Source organism: Mycobacterium sp. PDNC021 (genome assembly GCF_048282635.1).
Taxonomy (GTDB): Bacteria; Actinomycetota; Actinomycetes; order Mycobacteriales; family Mycobacteriaceae; genus Mycobacterium; species Mycobacterium llatzerense.
On sequence record NZ_CP182502.1, the window covers coordinates 4,362,592 to 4,378,500 of the forward strand.

13 protein-coding genes are annotated in these 15,909 nt (G+C 66.6%); 4 read left to right on the forward strand and 9 right to left on the reverse strand.

The annotated features are described in order from the left end of the window. Positions 1-7: 7 nt before the first annotated feature. Positions 8-463 (reverse strand): DUF6636 domain-containing protein, encoded by a 456-nt coding sequence (locus ACNO8X_RS20845; RefSeq protein WP_418002531.1) that lies wholly within the window; start codon positions 461-463, stop codon positions 8-10. Between the two features lie 230 nt (positions 464-693). On the opposite strand from ACNO8X_RS20845, the gene ACNO8X_RS20850 reads away from it, so the two are divergent. The 4 genes from ACNO8X_RS20850 (at position 694) to ACNO8X_RS20865 (ending at position 4,517) form a co-directional block, all read left to right on the forward strand. Then, positions 694-2,034 carry an FAD-dependent oxidoreductase gene (locus ACNO8X_RS20850; RefSeq protein WP_418002532.1) on the forward strand — a complete coding sequence of 447 codons (1,341 nt, stop codon included), beginning with the start codon at positions 694-696 and terminating at the stop codon, positions 2,032-2,034. 58 nt (positions 2,035-2,092) lie between these two features. Then, the gene (locus ACNO8X_RS20855) at positions 2,093-2,674 is read left to right on the forward strand and encodes a TetR/AcrR family transcriptional regulator (protein WP_043988387.1); all 582 of its coding nucleotides are present in this window, start codon (positions 2,093-2,095) and stop codon (positions 2,672-2,674) included. A gap of 17 nt (positions 2,675-2,691) precedes the next feature. Then, positions 2,692-4,086 (forward strand): family 1 glycosylhydrolase, encoded by a 1,395-nt coding sequence (locus ACNO8X_RS20860; RefSeq protein ID WP_418002533.1) that lies wholly within the window; start codon positions 2,692-2,694, stop codon positions 4,084-4,086. Positions 4,087-4,163: 77 nt separating this feature from the next. Then, positions 4,164-4,517, forward strand: a complete 354-nt coding sequence (locus ACNO8X_RS20865; RefSeq protein WP_418002534.1) for a hemophore-related protein — start codon at positions 4,164-4,166, stop codon at positions 4,515-4,517. Between the two features lie 7 nt (positions 4,518-4,524). Here the strand turns inward: ACNO8X_RS20865 and ACNO8X_RS20870 are convergent, their stop codons facing one another. From ACNO8X_RS20870 to ACNO8X_RS20905, 8 genes are all read right to left on the reverse strand, one after another. Further along, positions 4,525-5,109, reverse strand: coding sequence for a nucleoside deaminase (locus tag ACNO8X_RS20870; protein ID WP_418002535.1), 585 nt, complete (start codon positions 5,107-5,109; stop codon positions 4,525-4,527). A 2-nt stretch (positions 5,110-5,111) separates the two neighbouring features. Further along, on the reverse strand, positions 5,112-5,741 hold the full coding sequence (gene upp / locus ACNO8X_RS20875) for a uracil phosphoribosyltransferase (protein ID WP_418002536.1): 630 nt from the start codon (positions 5,739-5,741) through the stop codon (positions 5,112-5,114). An 8-nt stretch (positions 5,742-5,749) separates the two neighbouring features. Further along, entirely contained in the window at positions 5,750-6,991 is a 1,242-nt protein-coding gene (locus ACNO8X_RS20880) for a URC4/urg3 family protein (RefSeq protein WP_418002537.1), read from the reverse strand. Continuing rightward, positions 6,988-8,283: a GTP cyclohydrolase II gene (locus ACNO8X_RS20885; RefSeq protein ID WP_418002538.1), complete on the reverse strand. Its 1,296-nt coding sequence runs from the start codon at positions 8,281-8,283 to the stop codon at positions 6,988-6,990. Before ACNO8X_RS20885 ends, ACNO8X_RS20880 begins: the two co-directional genes overlap by 4 nt. 65 nt (positions 8,284-8,348) lie before the next feature. After that, positions 8,349-12,446 (reverse strand): molybdopterin-dependent oxidoreductase, encoded by a 4,098-nt coding sequence (locus ACNO8X_RS20890; protein WP_418002539.1) that lies wholly within the window; start codon positions 12,444-12,446, stop codon positions 8,349-8,351. 149 nt (positions 12,447-12,595) lie between these two features. After that, positions 12,596-13,426: a sterol desaturase family protein gene (locus ACNO8X_RS20895; RefSeq protein WP_418002540.1), complete on the reverse strand. Its 831-nt coding sequence runs from the start codon at positions 13,424-13,426 to the stop codon at positions 12,596-12,598. 12 nt (positions 13,427-13,438) lie between these two features. After that, complete coding sequence (locus ACNO8X_RS20900) at positions 13,439-14,143, reverse strand: FadR/GntR family transcriptional regulator (protein WP_418002541.1); 705 nt, start codon at positions 14,141-14,143, stop codon at positions 13,439-13,441. Between the two features lie 134 nt (positions 14,144-14,277). Next, the gene (locus ACNO8X_RS20905) at positions 14,278-15,771 is read right to left on the reverse strand and encodes a nitrate/nitrite transporter (protein ID WP_418002542.1); all 1,494 of its coding nucleotides are present in this window, start codon (positions 15,769-15,771) and stop codon (positions 14,278-14,280) included. Positions 15,772-15,909: the final 138 nt, after the last annotated feature.

The following is a 15,909-nucleotide window of genomic DNA, read 5'->3' on the forward strand; positions in this document are numbered from 1 at the left end:
ATTGCGGTCAGCCCAACTCGTAGGAATCGCGTGACACCCGGAAGAAGTGTCCGGTGCTGGAGTCGGTGCACGTCATGCCCGAGAGCTCGCTGTCGCAGGTGATGGAGCCCACCGTCCGCGTTTGTCCGTAGGCGAGAGTCGGTGCGCCGTCGGGAAATTCGTGATCCGAGTGCCAGTCACCCCCGATGGGTGCACCGCCCTGGCCGAGCAGGAATCTGTTGCCTTTCCCGCCCATGGTGTACTCCGCCGGGCGCGGGATGAACCAGGTGTAGTCCTTGATCTCGCACATGGCACCGCCCGCGCCCATCTTGCAGCCGACGTTCCCCGATGGGGACCGAAAGGCGTAGGTGTCATCGGCGTGCGCGGTTGCGGCCAGGCCAATCGTTGCCGCGACCGCCGTCGTCGCGATCAGCGCCAGCTTCATCATCTTCGTGGACTGCCTCTTCTCGAAATGGTGCTTCACGGTGGGTGCCGCTCGTTGACGGCCGTCGTGGCCGGACACCCGCAAGGCTTCGGTAGGAGCCTTGGCAGTTTCTTGCGACGCAGGTCAACGTGAGTAAAACGGGGCGCACTGCGTGAATACGGGAGCCTGTCGAACTGGCGCTGTGATCAGCATCTCCATCTCGGACGTAGGCCTTGCGGTACCTGCGTACCAATTTAGGCTTGCCTTACCTAATCTAGTGGAGGTGTTGAATGCGCGACATCCGTGTGGCGGTGATCGGGGCAGGGCCGGCCGGAATCTATGCGTCCGACATCCTGACCGAGGAATACCCGCAGGCCAGAGTTGATCTGTTCGATCGACTGCCGGCCCCCTACGGGCTGGTCCGGTACGGGGTGGCACCCGATCACCCGCGGATCAAGGAGATCATCAAGGCGCTACGCCGCGTGCTGTCCCGCGATGAGATCCGCTTCATCGGCAACGTGCACTACGGCACCGACCTGAAACTGTCCGATCTGCGGCGCTACTACGACGCCGTCATCTTCTCGACCGGTGCGCGCGCCGACCGCCCGCTGGACATCCCCGGCATCGATCTGCCCGGCAGCTACGGTGCCGCCGACTTCGTGTCCTGGTATGACGGCCACCCCGACGTGCCACGAACCTGGCCGCTGGAGGCCAAGAGTGTTGCGGTCCTGGGTGCGGGCAATGTGGCCCTCGACGTCGCCAGGATGCTGGCCAAGCCTGCTGATGAGCAACTGAGCACCGAGATCGCCGGCAATGTCTACCAAGGTCTTTCGCTGAATCAGGCCACCGACGTGCATGTGTTCGCCCGGCGGGGCCCCGCGCAGATCAAGTTCTCGCCGATGGAATTCCGCGAGTTGTCCCACTCCCCCAGCGTCGACGTGATCGTGCACCCGGACGGGTTCGAGATCGACGAGGCGAGCCAGCAGGCCATCAACTCCAGCAAATCCACCAAGCTCGTCGTCAACACCATGATGCGGTACCTCGACGTCGAGCCCACCGGTGCCCCGCACCGCATCCACCTCCATCTGTGCCAATCACCGGTCGCGGTGCTCGGCGCGGAACGGGTCGAAGGACTGCGGACCGAACGCACCGAACTGATCGGGAACGGAACCGCCCGGGGCACCGGCGAATTCACCGATTGGCCGGTACAGGCCGTCTACCGCGCCATCGGTTACCTGTCCTCGCACCTGGCGGATCTGCCGTTCGACCACCACGCCGGCGTGGTCCCGCACGACGCCGGCCGGGTACTGGACCTCGACGGCGAGCTGATCGAAGGCACCTACGTCACCGGCTGGATCAAGCGCGGGCCGATCGGTCTCATCGGGCACACCAAATCGGATGCGTCCGAGACGATCACCAGCCTGCTGGCCGACCTACCCGGACTTCGCGCACCCGAGATAGCCGGCCCTGACGCCATCCTGGAGCACCTGTCCGGCAGCGGCATCGACTACACCACATGGGAGGAATGGGAACGCCTCGACGCCCATGAGATGGCCCTCGGCGCGCAGCAGGGCCGAGAGCGGGTCAAGGTGGTGCCCCGGACCGACATGATCAGAGCCGGCCGGAGCTAGAAAGTCGCAGCTGTAGTTATCGACGACTCCCGGCCCGGGTTGTCGCTAGCCTCACGTCATGCCAACTGTGGGGCGGTACGCCAAAGGTGAGGCCAAGCGCGCGCAGATCAAGGACGTCGCGCTCGCGGTCCTGGAACGCGACGGCGAGGCCGGCGCGTCGATGCGGGTGATCGCCAATGAGGCCGGAATCAGCCTCGCGGGCCTGATGCACTACTTCCCCACGCGCGACGTCCTGCTGACCGAGTTGCATCGCGACGCCGATGCGAAATTCGAAGAGTGGTACCGCAATTCGGAAGTCGACATCGATCCGGGCGAGGTCATGGCGCAGGCGATGGTGGACAAGGCCGCAAAGCCGGGATCGGGCACCGTCTATCTGTCGCTGGCAGCTGCCGCCGCGGTCGATCCGTCGCATCCGGCCGCGGAATACCTGCGCCGGCGATACGAGAGAATGCGCGCGACCATCGCCGACTATGTCGGCCGCCAACAGGCGGCCGGTGCGCTCCCCGCACACGTCGACGCCGAGTTCGCCGCCACCGCGCTGATCGCCGCGGCCGACGGAATTCAGATCCAATGGATGTCCGATCGGTCGATCGACATGGGCGCGCACGTGCGCGCCGTGTGGCACCGCATCCTCGCCTGACCAAAACAGTGCACTGTATGGTTTTGGGTATGAAATGGAACCGGGTTTTCCTGGCAGCAGCCGTGGCCCTCGCCTTCGGACTCTCCGCGTGCGGCGCGAAGCAGGAGCGGACGGACACCAGCTCGTCCTGGAGCCGCAACTTCTACTGGGGTACCGCGACGGCGGGATACCAGGTGGAAGGCGACGCCCCCGACAGCAATTGGCGCCGATATGTCGACCGGACGGCAGGCAAGCCTGTATCACCCGAAGCCGGCCTGCTGGAGGCGAGTCCGGTGGAGCCCTACAAACAGGCCGATGACTTCCGGCACCGTTACAAGGAAGACATCGCCAACGCGCATGCCATGGGCGTCAACACTTTTCGCTTCGGTCTCGAATGGGCGCGAGTGATGCCGCAGCCCGGCAAGTGGGACGACAAGGAGCTGGCCTACTACGACGACGTGGTCGCGACCCTGCTCGCCAACGGCATGACGCCGATGATCACGCTGATGCACTGGGTCTACCCCGGCTGGATCGGCGACCGCGGCGGGTTCCTCGACAATGTCGCCGCGTTCGAAGACTTCGCCAAGGCGATCACCAAACGCTACGCCGGACAGGGCGTGCTGTGGGTGAGCGTCAACGAGCCACTGGCCTTCGGCGCAATGGAAATGCGTACCGGTGCCATCAAGCCCGACCAGTTCGGCACGTTCCTCGACCGGGTCGCCGACGCCCACCGCGCGGTGTATCGCGCCGCGCATGACGCCGATCCCAAGGCCAAGGTCACCACGAACGAGGCCTACATTCCACCAGAAGTGTTGGCGCAGTTCGCCGGATTCGGCGTCGAGGGAATCGAGGGCTCGTTCTTCGACCGGGTCAGGGACAGCCTCGACTACCTCGGGTTCGACTACTACACGGGTACGGCGCAGGACAATCCGGCTTCGGCGCAGAGCATGGCCGCCCGGTGGAACACCAAACTGCAGGCCGAGGACATCTACTACGTGGCACGCCACTACGCCCAGCGGTATCCCGGCTTGCCCATCTACGTCGTCGAGAACGGGATGGTGACCGACAACGCCAAACCGCGGACCGACGGCGTGACGCGGTCGCAGTACCTCAGCGACACCGTCTTCTGGCTGCAGCGAGCCAAGGCTGACGGCATCCCGATCATCGGCTACAACTACTGGTCCCTGGTCGACAACTACGAGTGGGGCAGCTACCGGCCCCGCTTCGGGCTGTATTCGGTTGACGCATTGGGTGATCCGGCATTGCGTCGGGTGCCGACCGACGCCGTCCAGACCTTCACGCAGATCACCCGCGACGGCGGGACGCCGCCGGGATACCGGCCCGTGCTCTCCGCGGCACAGTGCTCGACGACCGTCGGCCAGGACAGCTGTACGCCGCTGGATGCGAACGGGCCGACGGTCGTGCTGCGCTGACCAGTCCTGTCACCGACACGGGCACCAATTCCACCCAATGCGCACGAGATTGGCAGGTTTCCAGCAGGATCACCGGTATGAAACTGACTGCCATGCTCGCGCTCGCCGGGTTCGCCTCGCTCACGATCGCCATCCCGAACGCCACGGCTGCACCGTGTTCCGCGAGCGGACTGGCCAGCACCGCGGGGACAGTCCTGGCCCAGGCCGGCGCCTACCTCGATGCGCACCCGGGTGCCAACGACGCCCTGACCAACGCGGGCTCGTCGGGCGACGCGGAAGGCGCCGTCCGTGCATACTTCACCGCGCACCCCGGCGAGTTCTTCGACCTGAAGAACATCGCGCGGCCCCTGACGACCCTGCGCGGTCAGTGCGGTGGCATGTCGGTCTCGCCCGCGCAGATGTCCGCGCTGTTCGACGCGCTGTCGTCGTGAGCGGACGTCAGTGCCAGTAGCCCTGATGCGCTTGCGCCGCTTCGTCTTCCAGTAGCGGTCCGATGACGGTGACCGGGCGGTATCCGTGCAACAGGATGTCGCGGCACGGCAGCGCGTAGGCCGCGTGCGCCGGGTCGTCTCCGGTGAATTGGAACAGCCGGCGATTGGACATGCCGTACACAACCCGGCCGATGCCGCTCCAGAAGGCGCCGCCGGCGCACATCGTGCACGGTTCAGTGCTGGCGTACAGCGTCGCCGACTTCATGCCGGCCTGTTCATCTCCTTCGCCGAGTGCCCGCCAGGCGCTGCGGACGGTGACCATCTCGGCGTGATCGGTCGGGTCGCCGCCGTCGACCGACGAGGTGTTGCCGTGCTCGGCCACCACGTTGCCCGCGGCATCGGCGACCAGGGCGCCGTACGGCGCGCCACCGGCTTGGCGCGCTTGTTCCGCCAGCGCGAAGGTCCGCCGGAGGTGGATGAGGTCCTCCGGACTGGGTTCTGGTGAGGCGGCGGCGACGCCTGCCCCAGCAAGTGGCAGGGCCGATGCTCCGAGGAAGATTCCGAATGCGGCCCTTCTGTTCAGCTCGTGCACGACTACTTGGTTCCGAAGATGCGGTCGCCGGCGTCACCCAGGCCGGGCACGATGTAGCCGTGCTCGTCGAGCTGGCGGTCCAGCGCCGCGGCGTAGATCGGTACCTCGGGGTGGGCCGCCTGCATCGCGGCGACTCCTTCCGGACAGGTCAGCAGACAGACGAACTTGATGGAGCGCGGCCGGTACTCCTTGAGGCGGTCGATCGCAGCCACCGCCGAGTTGCCGGTGGCGAGCAGCGGATCGCACACCACCACGTCGCGCTCGTGCAACTCGCTGGGCATCTTGAAGTAATACTCCACGGCGACATGGGTTTTCGGGTCGCGGTACAGACCGATGTGGCCGATGCGCGCACCGGGAACAACGCTGAGCATGCCGTCCAGAATGCCGCTGCCCGCGCGCAGGACGGACGCGAAGACGAGCTTCTTGCCGTCGATGACCATGCCGGTGGTGGATTCCAGCGGAGTGTCGATCTCGATCTCGTGCACGGGGATGTCGCGCAGCACCTCGTAGGTCATCAGCATGGAAATCTCGTTGAGCAGCTGACGAAAACCCTTGGTGGATACGTCCTTCTGCCGCATCAGCGTGAGCTTGTGCTGAACCAGCGGATGGTCCACCAGATGCAGGTTACCCATGGCGCCTCCTAGAAAACCGTGCCGTCACTGCTGATGGACAGCGGCGGGCTGCCGGCCCGCAACTGCTGCGCCAGGGTGCGCCCGGCGGCCCAGGTGCCGCCCTCGAGTACACACGCCAGCGGCAGGGCCGCAGCGTCGAGCCCGAGCCGGGTACGCACCAGCGGCGCGAGCGCGTCGAGCAGCGCGACGGTCAAGGCTCGCCATTCGACCACCAATTCGTCGGCCACCGAACAGGTTCGGGCCGCGGCCGACGGATCGCGCAAGCGCAGGACCCCGGTATCGAGCAGCAGACCACCGTTGCGATACTCGGGCAGGCCGGTCAGGGCGTCCAAGCCGGTGACCGCAACACCGGACCACTCGAACGGCTCCAGCAACGAATAGGTCAGCCACTGCGACAGCTTGTGGAACGGCATCCACCCGTGCGACAACCCCACCCCCGGCACCGCCGGGTGGGGCCAGCAGTCGCCGAGCGGGATACCACCAATATCGTTGTCGGCCAACCAGACCCCGGACAACGTGTCCAGCAGCTGCGCCAGGATGTCGTGGGCCGCGACGGTCGGGCCGGTCAGCACGTCGAACAAGCCGCCGGGACGCCCGTGGGGCCCGAAGACCTCGGGTTGGGCGGCCAGGGCGGCACCGAGGCGGCGCAGCAGTTGCACCCGACCGGTGAGCCCCACCACCGGATTGTCCGGCCGCACCTGAAATGCCCGGCCGAGGATGGCGTCGTCGACGCCGCGTAGTCCTGCGGCGTCGACCTGCCACGGCTGCGTCGGATCGCTGGAGAACACTCCGTCGACAAAGGCGTGCCAGCTGGCCACGCCCAGACCCTCAGACCGGGTAAAGCGTTGTCCGGTAACGGGTTCCACGTAGCCCCAGTCCGGCCCGGCACCGGCATCGAGCAGCACACTGACCACTGCCAGGTCGATCATCGCGCGTGCCTGCGAGCGCGTGTCCAGCGCGGCCAGCCGGGCACGCAGGTCGGCGTTGCGGTCGACGCCGCCGGCCTCGAAATGGCGCCACCGGCTGTGATACGGGATCGCCAGGTCCGGGTAGCGCGTCCGAGTGACGGCGGCGACGAGGTCAGCGGCCTGCGGCATCAAGTCGTCGTCGACCACGAACCAGCGGGACTCCCCCGCACGTGCCCGGCGCAGCAGGAATTCGGCACGTTCGCGGATCGCGTCGGTACGGCGCAGGATGCCGACCGCGACGGCACTGTCGGCATCCGTGTCGGGGCCGGCGCTGGTTGTCATGGCGTGAGTCCGCGACCCTTGGCGACCTTGAGTTCGTCGGCGTCGGGCACCGGCCCGGGGGTGAAGTAACCGGCGGCTGTCTTGGCGTCGATCTCGACGCGGGCGTCGGCGGGGATCAGATCGTCGGGGATGTTCACGCGTTCGACGACCTCGATACCCGAGCCGGTGATGGCGTCGTACTTCATGTTGCTCATCGACACCAGACGGTGAATCTTGCGGACACCCAGCCAGTGCAACACGTCGGGCATGAGTTCCTGGAACCGCATATCCTGCACTCCGGCAACGCATTCCGTGCGAGCGAAGTACTGGTCGGCGGTGTCGCCACCAACCTGACGCTTACGCGCGTTGTACACGAGGAATTTGGTGACCTCGCCCAGCGCGCGGCCCTCCTTGCGGGAGTAGGCCACCAGCCCGACCCCGCCGCGCTGCGCACCCTGGATGCACTCCTCGATGGCATGGGTGAGATACGGCCGGCAGGTACAGATGTCGGAGCCGAACACATCGGATCCGTTGCATTCGTCGTGCACCCGTGCGGTCAACTCCACGTCGGGGTCGGCAAGATCGCGGGGCTGGCCGAAGATGTAGACGGTCTGCCCGCCGATCGGTGGCAGAAAGACCTCGAGATCACCGCGCGTGACGAGTTCGGGGTACATGCCGCCGGTCTCCTCGAACAGCACGCGGCGCAGTTCCGTTTCGCTGCAACCGAATCGCGCCGCGACCCCGGGAAGGAACCAGACCGGCTCGATGGCCGCCTTGGTCACCAGGGCGGCGCCGTTGTCCAGCAGCACGCGACCGTCGGGGCGGAGCCGGCCTTTGACGATTGCCTCGGCGACCTCCGGCAGGATCACATGGGCTTTGGTGATGGCGATGGTCGGCCGGATGTCGTGGCCGGCCGCCAATTCGGCACTGAACGCATCCGCGACCATGGCACCCCACGGGTCCAAACTCACGATCGCCCCGGGTTCGGCCCACTGCGGGTACGGGCCGATCACGTCGGTGGGTGCGGTGTTGGTCAGGTCCGCGCGGTGCGCGGGCGAGAGCGCCCCGGCCGCGACCGCCAATGCCCGGTAGACGCTGTAGGAGCCGCTGTGCGTGCCGATCACATTGCGGTGCGCTCGCGTGGTCGTGGTCCCGAGCACCGGGCCGCGCTCGGCGGCGGTCGCCGCGCCCCAGCGGATCGGCAGGGCATCGGCGGCGCCGCTGTGAGACGTCAACCTGATGTGGCGGCCCGAGCCGCGCGGCGGGACCGCGGACGCGGCGGGGCCGGATGCAGCGTCAGAACCCAAGACCATCGGCAGCGCTCCTTCCCGGCAAGCTCCAGTCAACCCTGAAATTGCCGGACGTGCAGCGGTACGGCTCAGTAGACGTCGCGAACGTAGCGCTTGTCGGCGATCAGCTCGCGCTTGTAGTCATGCGCCGCCGATTCGGACATGCCGCCGTGCGTCTTGAAGATGTTGGTGAGCGCCACGTCGACGTCCTTGGCCATCCGGGCAGCGTCGCCGCACACATAGAAGTGCGCCCCGTCTTCGAACCAGCGCCACAGAATCTCGCCGTGCTCACGCATCCGGTGCTGCACGTACACCCGCCGCGCCTGGTCTCGGGAGAACGCGGTGTCCAGCCGGGTCAGCAGGCCGTCGGCGGCGAAGGCCTCCAATTCCTCTTGGTAGTAATAGTTTTCGGCCCGGTGCTGGTCACCGAAGAACAGCCAGTTCCGCCCGGTGTGGCCCAGTGCCCGACGTTCGTGCAGGAAGCCGCGGAACGGTGCGACACCCGTGCCGGGGCCGACCATGATCATCGGGGTCAGCGCATCCTCGGGCGGCCGGAAATGCGGCGCCGACTGCAAGAACACCGGCACCGTCTCGGCCCGGTCGGCCAGATAGGTGGACGCGACGCCGTGCCGGATACCGCCGCGGGCACCTTCATACCGCACGACTGACACCGTCAGTTGCACCTCGTCGGGGGTCACCAGGGGGCTCGACGAGATCGAGTACGAGCGCGGCGCCAGGCGCACCAGGGCGTCTCGCCATTCCTCGGGTGTCGCCCGAATCTGGAACTCCTCGACGAGGTCGAGGCCGGTGCGGCCGTCGAGCCAGCGGTCGCGCTCTTCGCGGGGCGCCCGGAGAATCTTGGCGCTGCTGCGTTCGGCCAGGAAGTTGAGCAGGGTCGGCGACACCTTGCAGATGTCGTACGCCGTGGTGAGCGCAGCACGCAACGGGGCTTCGCCGCCATCCATTTCGATGACCTCGTCGCCGGAGAGCCCGGTGGCCGCCAGCCACGTCGATACGGCCTCTGGGGAATTGGCCACCACCACGCCGAGCGCATCGCCGACGCCGTAGCTCACGTCGTGGCCGGACAGGTCGAAGCCGATCTGGCGTACTTCCTTCGCGCCGCCGGTGGTCAGCAGAGTGTTGCGGCACAACGAGACCGGCAGCGGGTTGTTGCGGGTGAAGGGCTTGGCGGGCGTGGGTGCCGGCTTGGCGGGTGTGGCCGGCGCCGCGGGTGTGGTGACGGGCGTTTCAGCAGCAGCGACGACGACCAAGTCGGCTGCGGCAGCAGCCCATTGGGCGAGTGGTTCGTCGTCGTAGGCCTCGCAGTCCGCGCGGTCCAGCAGCGCGGTGGCTCCGAGTTCGGCGAACCGGCCGTCCAGGGATTTGGCGTAGCCGCAAAAGTTCTCGTACGCGCGGTCACCGATGCCGAGCACGGAGTACCGCACCCCGCTCAGGTCGGGCGCATCGGCAGCGCTCAAGCGAGCCCAGAAGTCCGCGCCGTTGTCAGGTGGTCCGCCGTCACCGAAAGTGCTTGTCACAACCAGCACTTCGCCCGCTTGGGCGATCTCGTCCAGCGCGGTGTCGTCCAGTACCTGCAACCGTGCTCCGACGATCCTCGCGGCAAGTCCCGCGGCGAATTCTTCGGCGGTACCGGTCTGCGATGCCCACAGCACCAACGGACCCGGCTTCGGGGACTCCAGCGGTGCCGACGCGGGCGCCGCGTCGATCACCGCGGCAGGCGCCGTCGAACTGTGCGCGCCGGCCAGCGCCCCGTTGACCCACAGCCGGACGATGCCGCTGACCGGAGCCGACTCCGGCAACACGGGCACCCCGGTAGCCTGCTGGATACCGGTGAAAAAGCCGGCCAGGTAGACCTTTTCGGCCTCATCGAGCGCGGGCGGGCCGCCCAGGCCCAGTGCCGCGGCCAGCGGATGGGTGCCGGCCACCGTGGGTGCCGCGACAGGCGCGGCCGGTGTCCCCGCCGAGGGCTCGATCGCGACCGGCGCCAACCGCACGGCGCACACCTTGAATTCAGGCTGCAACGAATCCGGATCCACCGCGTCGTTGGTCACCGCATTGATGGTCAGTCGCTCACCCTGCGCATCGTTCCAGTGGAACGGCGCAAAGCAGTTGCCCGGACGTACCCGGTCGGTCAGCACCGCGGGCAGGACCGCGGTGCCGCGCCGCGACGAGATCTCGACGGACCCACCCTCGGTGATACCGAGGTCTGCCGCGTCGATCGGATGAATCTCCACGAACGGCGACCCGTTGAGCTTGTTGAGCTTGGCGACCTTCCCCGTCTTGGTCATGGTGTGCCATTGGTGTTGCAGCCGACCGGTATTGAGTACCACCGGGAAATCGTCGTCGGGCAATTCCGCCGCGTCCAGGTGCGGCCTGGCGTGGAACACCGCGCGCCGCGACGGCGTCGGGAACGCCAGCCGCGGCCGGTTTCCGTCGGCGTCGACGAACAGGTCCTGACTGATCCCGTCGTTGAGATAGCGGATCGGGTTCCGGTCACTGCCGCCACCGGGCCCGCCCTCGGGCGGGCAGGGCCACTGCAACGGCGTCTCCCGCAGCCGCTCGTAGGTCACGCCGCCCAGGTCGTAGCCGGTACGGCGATTGGCGAACTGGCGGGTCTCGGCGAACACGTGCTCGCTGGACTTGAAGTCGAACTCATCACCAAAGCCCATGTGCCGGGCCACATTGCAGATCAGTTCCCAGTCGGGCCGCGCATCGCCGGCCGCGGGGATGCTCTGCTGCAACAGGGTCAGGTTGCGTTCGGAGTTGACCATGACGCCGTCCGCTTCGGCCCACAGGGTGGCGGGCAGCACGATGTCGGCGTAGGCGTTGGTCGCGGTGTCCTGGTAGGTGTCCTGGGTGATCACCAGTTCGGCGGCCTGCAGGCCGTCGATGACGGTCTGCCGATTGGCCACGGTGGCAACAGGATTGGTGCAGATGATCCACACGGCCTTGATATCGCCGGTGCCCAGCCGGCGGAACATCTCGATGGTGCCGGGGCCGACGTCGGTGCGGATGGTGCCCGGTTCCAGTTCCCACTGTTCTTCGACGAAGGCTCGGTCCTCGGCCGACGTCACGGCCCGTTGCCCAGGGAGACCCGGTCCCATGTAACCCATTTCGCGGCCGCCCATGGCGTTGGGCTGGCCGGTCAGCGACATCGGGCCACTGCCCGTCCGGCAGATGGCGCCGGTGGCCAGGTGCAGGTTGCAGATGGCGTTGGTGTTCCAGGTGCCGTGGGTGCTCTGGTTCAGCCCCATGGTCCAGCACGACATCCACTCCCCTGCCTCCGCGATCATCTCGGCGGCGCGGCGGATGTCGGCTTCGGGAATTCCGGTGATCGCGGCGACCTTCGCCGGCGGATAGTCGGCCAGGAACGCGGGCATGGTCTCCCAGCCCTCGGTGTGCGCGGCGATGAATTCGCTGTCTATCGCACCGCTTTCGACCAGCAGGTGCAGCAGGCCGTTGAGCAGCGCCAGGTCGGTGCCCGGTTTGATCTGCAGGAACAGATCGGCCTTCTCGGCGGTCGCGTTGCGGCGCGGGTCGACGACGATCAGCTTGGCGCCCTTGGCCATCCGGTCGGCCATGCGCAGGAACAGGATCGGATGGCAGTCGGCCATATTCGCGCCGCTGACGAAAAACAGGTCGGCGGAATCGAAATCGGTGTAGGACCCGGGCGGGCCGTCGGCGCCCAGCGACTGCTTGAAGCCGGTGCCCGCGCTGGCCATGCACAGCCGGGAATTCGATTCGATGTGAACGGTGCGGATGAAGCCCTTGGCCAGCTTGTTGGCGAGGTACTGGGCCTCGATGGTCAGCTGGCCCGAAACATAGAGCGCCACAGCGTCGGGGCCGTGTTCGTCGATGATGGCCCGCAGTCGGCGGCCGGCTTCGGCGGTGGCATCGTCGACCGCGACGCTGACCGCTTCGGCGCCCCGGCCGTGCCGGACCAGTGCCGTGGTGAGCCGGCCGTCGTCGGCACCCATCATTTCCGCGTGGGTGGCGCCCTTGGTGCACAGCCGACCGAAGTTGGTGGGGTGCAGCCGGTCCCCGGATACGCGCGCGATGACGGGCAGCCCGGTGCCCGCGTCGGTGCGGGTCTCGACCGAAATTCCGCAACCGACACCGCAGTAGGAGCACGCGGTGCGCGTGCTGTGCGGTCCTGCGGTGGTCATGCTTCAGTTCTACGGGCCGTCAATTCCGCAACCGTTGCGCGACCATGTACTGCGCGTCAACCCAAGCTCACATGCCCGTCAGGCCGTGGTGCGCAACATGTTTCATGCCGGAATCATGATGGAAATGTGCCGGAAATCTGTGACCTGGGTTACGCGCTGTCGGGCGACCAGCCCGGTCCGCGCAACGCGTGTCCGAAGCGGTGCTTCCAGGTCTTTGCCGCGCGCACATCCTGCCAGATGGCGGTGTACTCGTGCGTGGCAACCCGCACCGGGTTGAACGTCTTGATGTTCTTGGTCAAACCGTAGACCACGCGCTCGCCCTCGGGTTCGAAACTGCCGAACAGCCGGTCCCAGATGATCAGGATGCCGCCGTAGTTCGTGTCCAGGTACTGGTCGTTGGAGCCGTGGTGCACCCGGTGGTGCGACGGTGTGTTCATCACGAACTCGATTGGCCGCCAGAGCTTTCCGACGCGCTCGGTGTGGATGAAGAATTGGTACAGCAGGCTCACCGACTGCTGCAGCAGGATCATCCACGGCGAGAACCCGAGGAATGCCAACGGCAACCAGAACGGCAACGCGGTGAATGGCGTCCACGTCTGCCGCAATGCGGTCGACAGGTTGTAGTGCTCGCTGGAGTGGTGCACGACGTGGCTGGCCCAGAACACCCGGATCGTGTGGTGGGTGCGGTGATACCAGTAGTAGAGGAAGTCGTCGGCGACGAACAGCGCGATCCAGGTCAGCGGATTGTCGGCCGGTAGATGCACCGGCGCCACCAGGTACGCCGCGCTGTAGGCCGCCAGCACCACCAACTTCCAGCCGACGTTGATGATGACGTTGCCGATCCCCATGGTGAGACTGGTTCGGGAGTCGCGGAATTCGTAACCGACTTCGTCGTCGTCCGGCAGGAATCGGAAGGACAGCGCCTCCAGCACCAGGCAGATCACGAACACCGGCACGGCATGCAGGATCAGATCGAACATGGGGAACGACTCCTACTGCTGAGTGGAAAGGGTGTCGACGACCCGGCCCAGCAGGTCGTCGGCCACACGGTGGGCGGCGTCGGCATCGCGCGCAACGAGGTGCTCGGCCAGCGTGAGGTGGGCGTCGCGGTCGGCCAGTTCGGCCGCCATTCCGAGGTCGGCTATCGAACCGAAGCCGATGTCGGCGAATGCCGCGACCAGCGTGTTCAGCGCCAGCCGGTAGGCCAGGTTGCCGCTGCCGTCGATGATCGCGGTCCAGAACGTCAGGTCCGCGGCGAAAGACTCGTCGGTGCGTTCGGCCGGATATGCCACGGCCGCGCCGGCGATCGTCGCCAGCTGGTCGTCGGTGGCATTCCGGGCGCACAGCCGGGCCGCGTCGGCGGCCACGGACCGGCGCATCACCATGATGTCGCGGGCGATCTGCACGGCCGGCACCGCGCCGGTGGCGGCGAGGGTGCTGAGCACGTCCAGACCGGCCGCCAGGCGCCAATCCTGGACCCGTGTCTTGCCGCCGTGGCTGATCCGTACCAACCGGGCCTGCTGCAGCCGTTTGAGCGCTTCCCTGATGGCGTGCCGGTTCACCGCGAAGGCCAGGGCCAGCTCGCGCTCGGACGGCAATGCCTCATCGACCGCGACGCGGCCGCACAGGATCTCGTCGACGAGGTGCGCGAACACCGTGTCACTGACCGCCGCGCGGGAGACGGGTGCGATGTCCATGCATCGATGATCAGGGCTACGCGCCAACTGGTCAACTGGTTGGACCAGTTAGGTGGGTCACAAACACGGCTAGGTCCCAAACACAGAAATGCCCCGCGGGAAACTCCCGCGGGGCATTCCGGCCGTACTTCCGGCTACGTTGCCGGCACGAAATCCCGGCCGACGTGCTCCCCCGTCGCCGCACGCAGGTGCGGCTGCCGCAGGAACACGAACCAGGTGACGACGCCGCACACCACGTAGAAGGCGAGGAACACCCAGAACGCGGTGGTCGCCGAGTGCGACGGTCCGGCGTAGGACGTCCGGAGCACGATGTTGACGAGCACACCACCGAACGCGCCGACCGCGCCGGCGAAGCCGATCAGGGCACCGGACATGCTGCGCGACCACAGCGTCTTCTCCGCGGCACCCAACTCATCCTTGCTCTGCGCCTTGGCCTCGAAGATCGACGGGATCATCTTGTAGGTCGAGCCGTTGCCGATGCCGGTCAGGATGAACAGCACCATGAACGCGACGATGTAGACAACCATCTGGCTACCGGTCGCCGGGCCCTTGGTGGCGTCGTCCCACATGCCACCCACAACCAGGGCGCCGGTGACGACCGTCATCGCAGCGAACGTGTACAGCGTGATCTTGCCACCGCCGATCTTGTCGGCCAGCTTGCCGCCGAACGGACGCGAGATGGAGCCGAGGAGCGGGCCAAGGAAGGCGATCCACGCGGTGTGGATGGACGCGTCGAAGTTGGCCTTGGCCAGCTCCTTGGCCGCTTCCTTGGGCAGCTTGGCGACCGATGCGACGTGGTACTTCTCCAGCAGCGGCGCGACGTCCTGCGCGGTGAAGTTGATGTTCAGAATCTGCGTGAACGCGAAACTGAACCCGATGAACGAGCCGAACGTGCCGATGTAGAGGAAACACATCACCCACGAGTTCCGGAACTTCATGGCCTCGACCATCGCCGAGAGGTTCGACTTCTGCCCCTGGATGTTGTCCATGAACAGCGCAGCACCGAGGGCCGCGGCGGCCAGCAGTACCAGGTAGATGGCGCAGACGACCTCCGGACGACGATTGCCGAGTGTGGCGATGACAACCAGGCCGATGATCTGGAGGGCCGGGACACCGATGTTGCCGCCGCCGGCGTTCAGGCCGAGCGCCCAGCCCTTCAGCCGCTGCGGGTAGAAGGCGTTGATGTTGGTCATCGACGACGCGAAGTTACCGCCACCGAAACCGGCGACCGCCGCGACGATCAGGAACGTCGTGTACGACGTGCCCGGATGCATCATGAAATACATGGTCAGCGCGCACGGGACGGCCAGCATCAACGCGCTGAAGATGGTGAAGTTGCGGCCACCGAACTTCGCCGGTCCGATGGTGTAGGGGATGCGCATGAATGCGCCCACCGCGATCGGGACGGCGCCCAGGACGAACTTGCCCAGCGCGTCGATGCCGTAAACAGCCTGCGGCATGAACAGCACCATCACCGACCAGATGGACCACACCGAGAAGCCGACATGCTCGGCGAAGATCGACCAGATCAGGTTCCGCTTGGCGATGTCCTTATTGCCGGCATCCCACGCAGCAACGTCCTCTGCATCCCAGTCGTCGATGTCGCGGTTGCGTTTTAACACACTCACAGTGCCTCCCAGCTGATGAACAGTTGAGATATGTGTACGGGCCGCCGATGCCGCAGCTGTTGCCCTCCGATGTCAGCAAAGTCAATACGGACTCACTTCAAGCACACAGGTTCGGGTGACCCGTTGGATTCACGGCCG

Coding starts and splice junctions, on each gene's coding strand:
- ACNO8X_RS20850 (WP_418002532.1), top strand. CDS start 694: ATGCGCGACATCCGTGTGGCGGTGATCGGGGCAGGGCCGGCCGGAATC.
- ACNO8X_RS20855 (WP_043988387.1), top strand. CDS start 2,093: ATGCCAACTGTGGGGCGGTACGCCAAAGGTGAGGCCAAGCGCGCGCAG.
- ACNO8X_RS20860 (WP_418002533.1), top strand. CDS start 2,692: ATGGTTTTGGGTATGAAATGGAACCGGGTTTTCCTGGCAGCAGCCGTG.
- ACNO8X_RS20865 (WP_418002534.1), top strand. CDS start 4,164: ATGAAACTGACTGCCATGCTCGCGCTCGCCGGGTTCGCCTCGCTCACG.
- upp (WP_418002536.1), bottom strand. CDS start 5,741: ATGGGTAACCTGCATCTGGTGGACCATCCGCTGGTTCAGCACAAGCTC.
- ACNO8X_RS20880 (WP_418002537.1), bottom strand. CDS start 6,991: ATGACAACCAGCGCCGGCCCCGACACGGATGCCGACAGTGCCGTCGCG.
- ACNO8X_RS20885 (WP_418002538.1), bottom strand. CDS start 8,283: ATGGTCTTGGGTTCTGACGCTGCATCCGGCCCCGCCGCGTCCGCGGTC.
- ACNO8X_RS20890 (WP_418002539.1), bottom strand. CDS start 12,446: ATGACCACCGCAGGACCGCACAGCACGCGCACCGCGTGCTCCTACTGC.
- ACNO8X_RS20895 (WP_418002540.1), bottom strand. CDS start 13,426: ATGTTCGATCTGATCCTGCATGCCGTGCCGGTGTTCGTGATCTGCCTG.
- ACNO8X_RS20900 (WP_418002541.1), bottom strand. CDS start 14,143: ATGGACATCGCACCCGTCTCCCGCGCGGCGGTCAGTGACACGGTGTTC.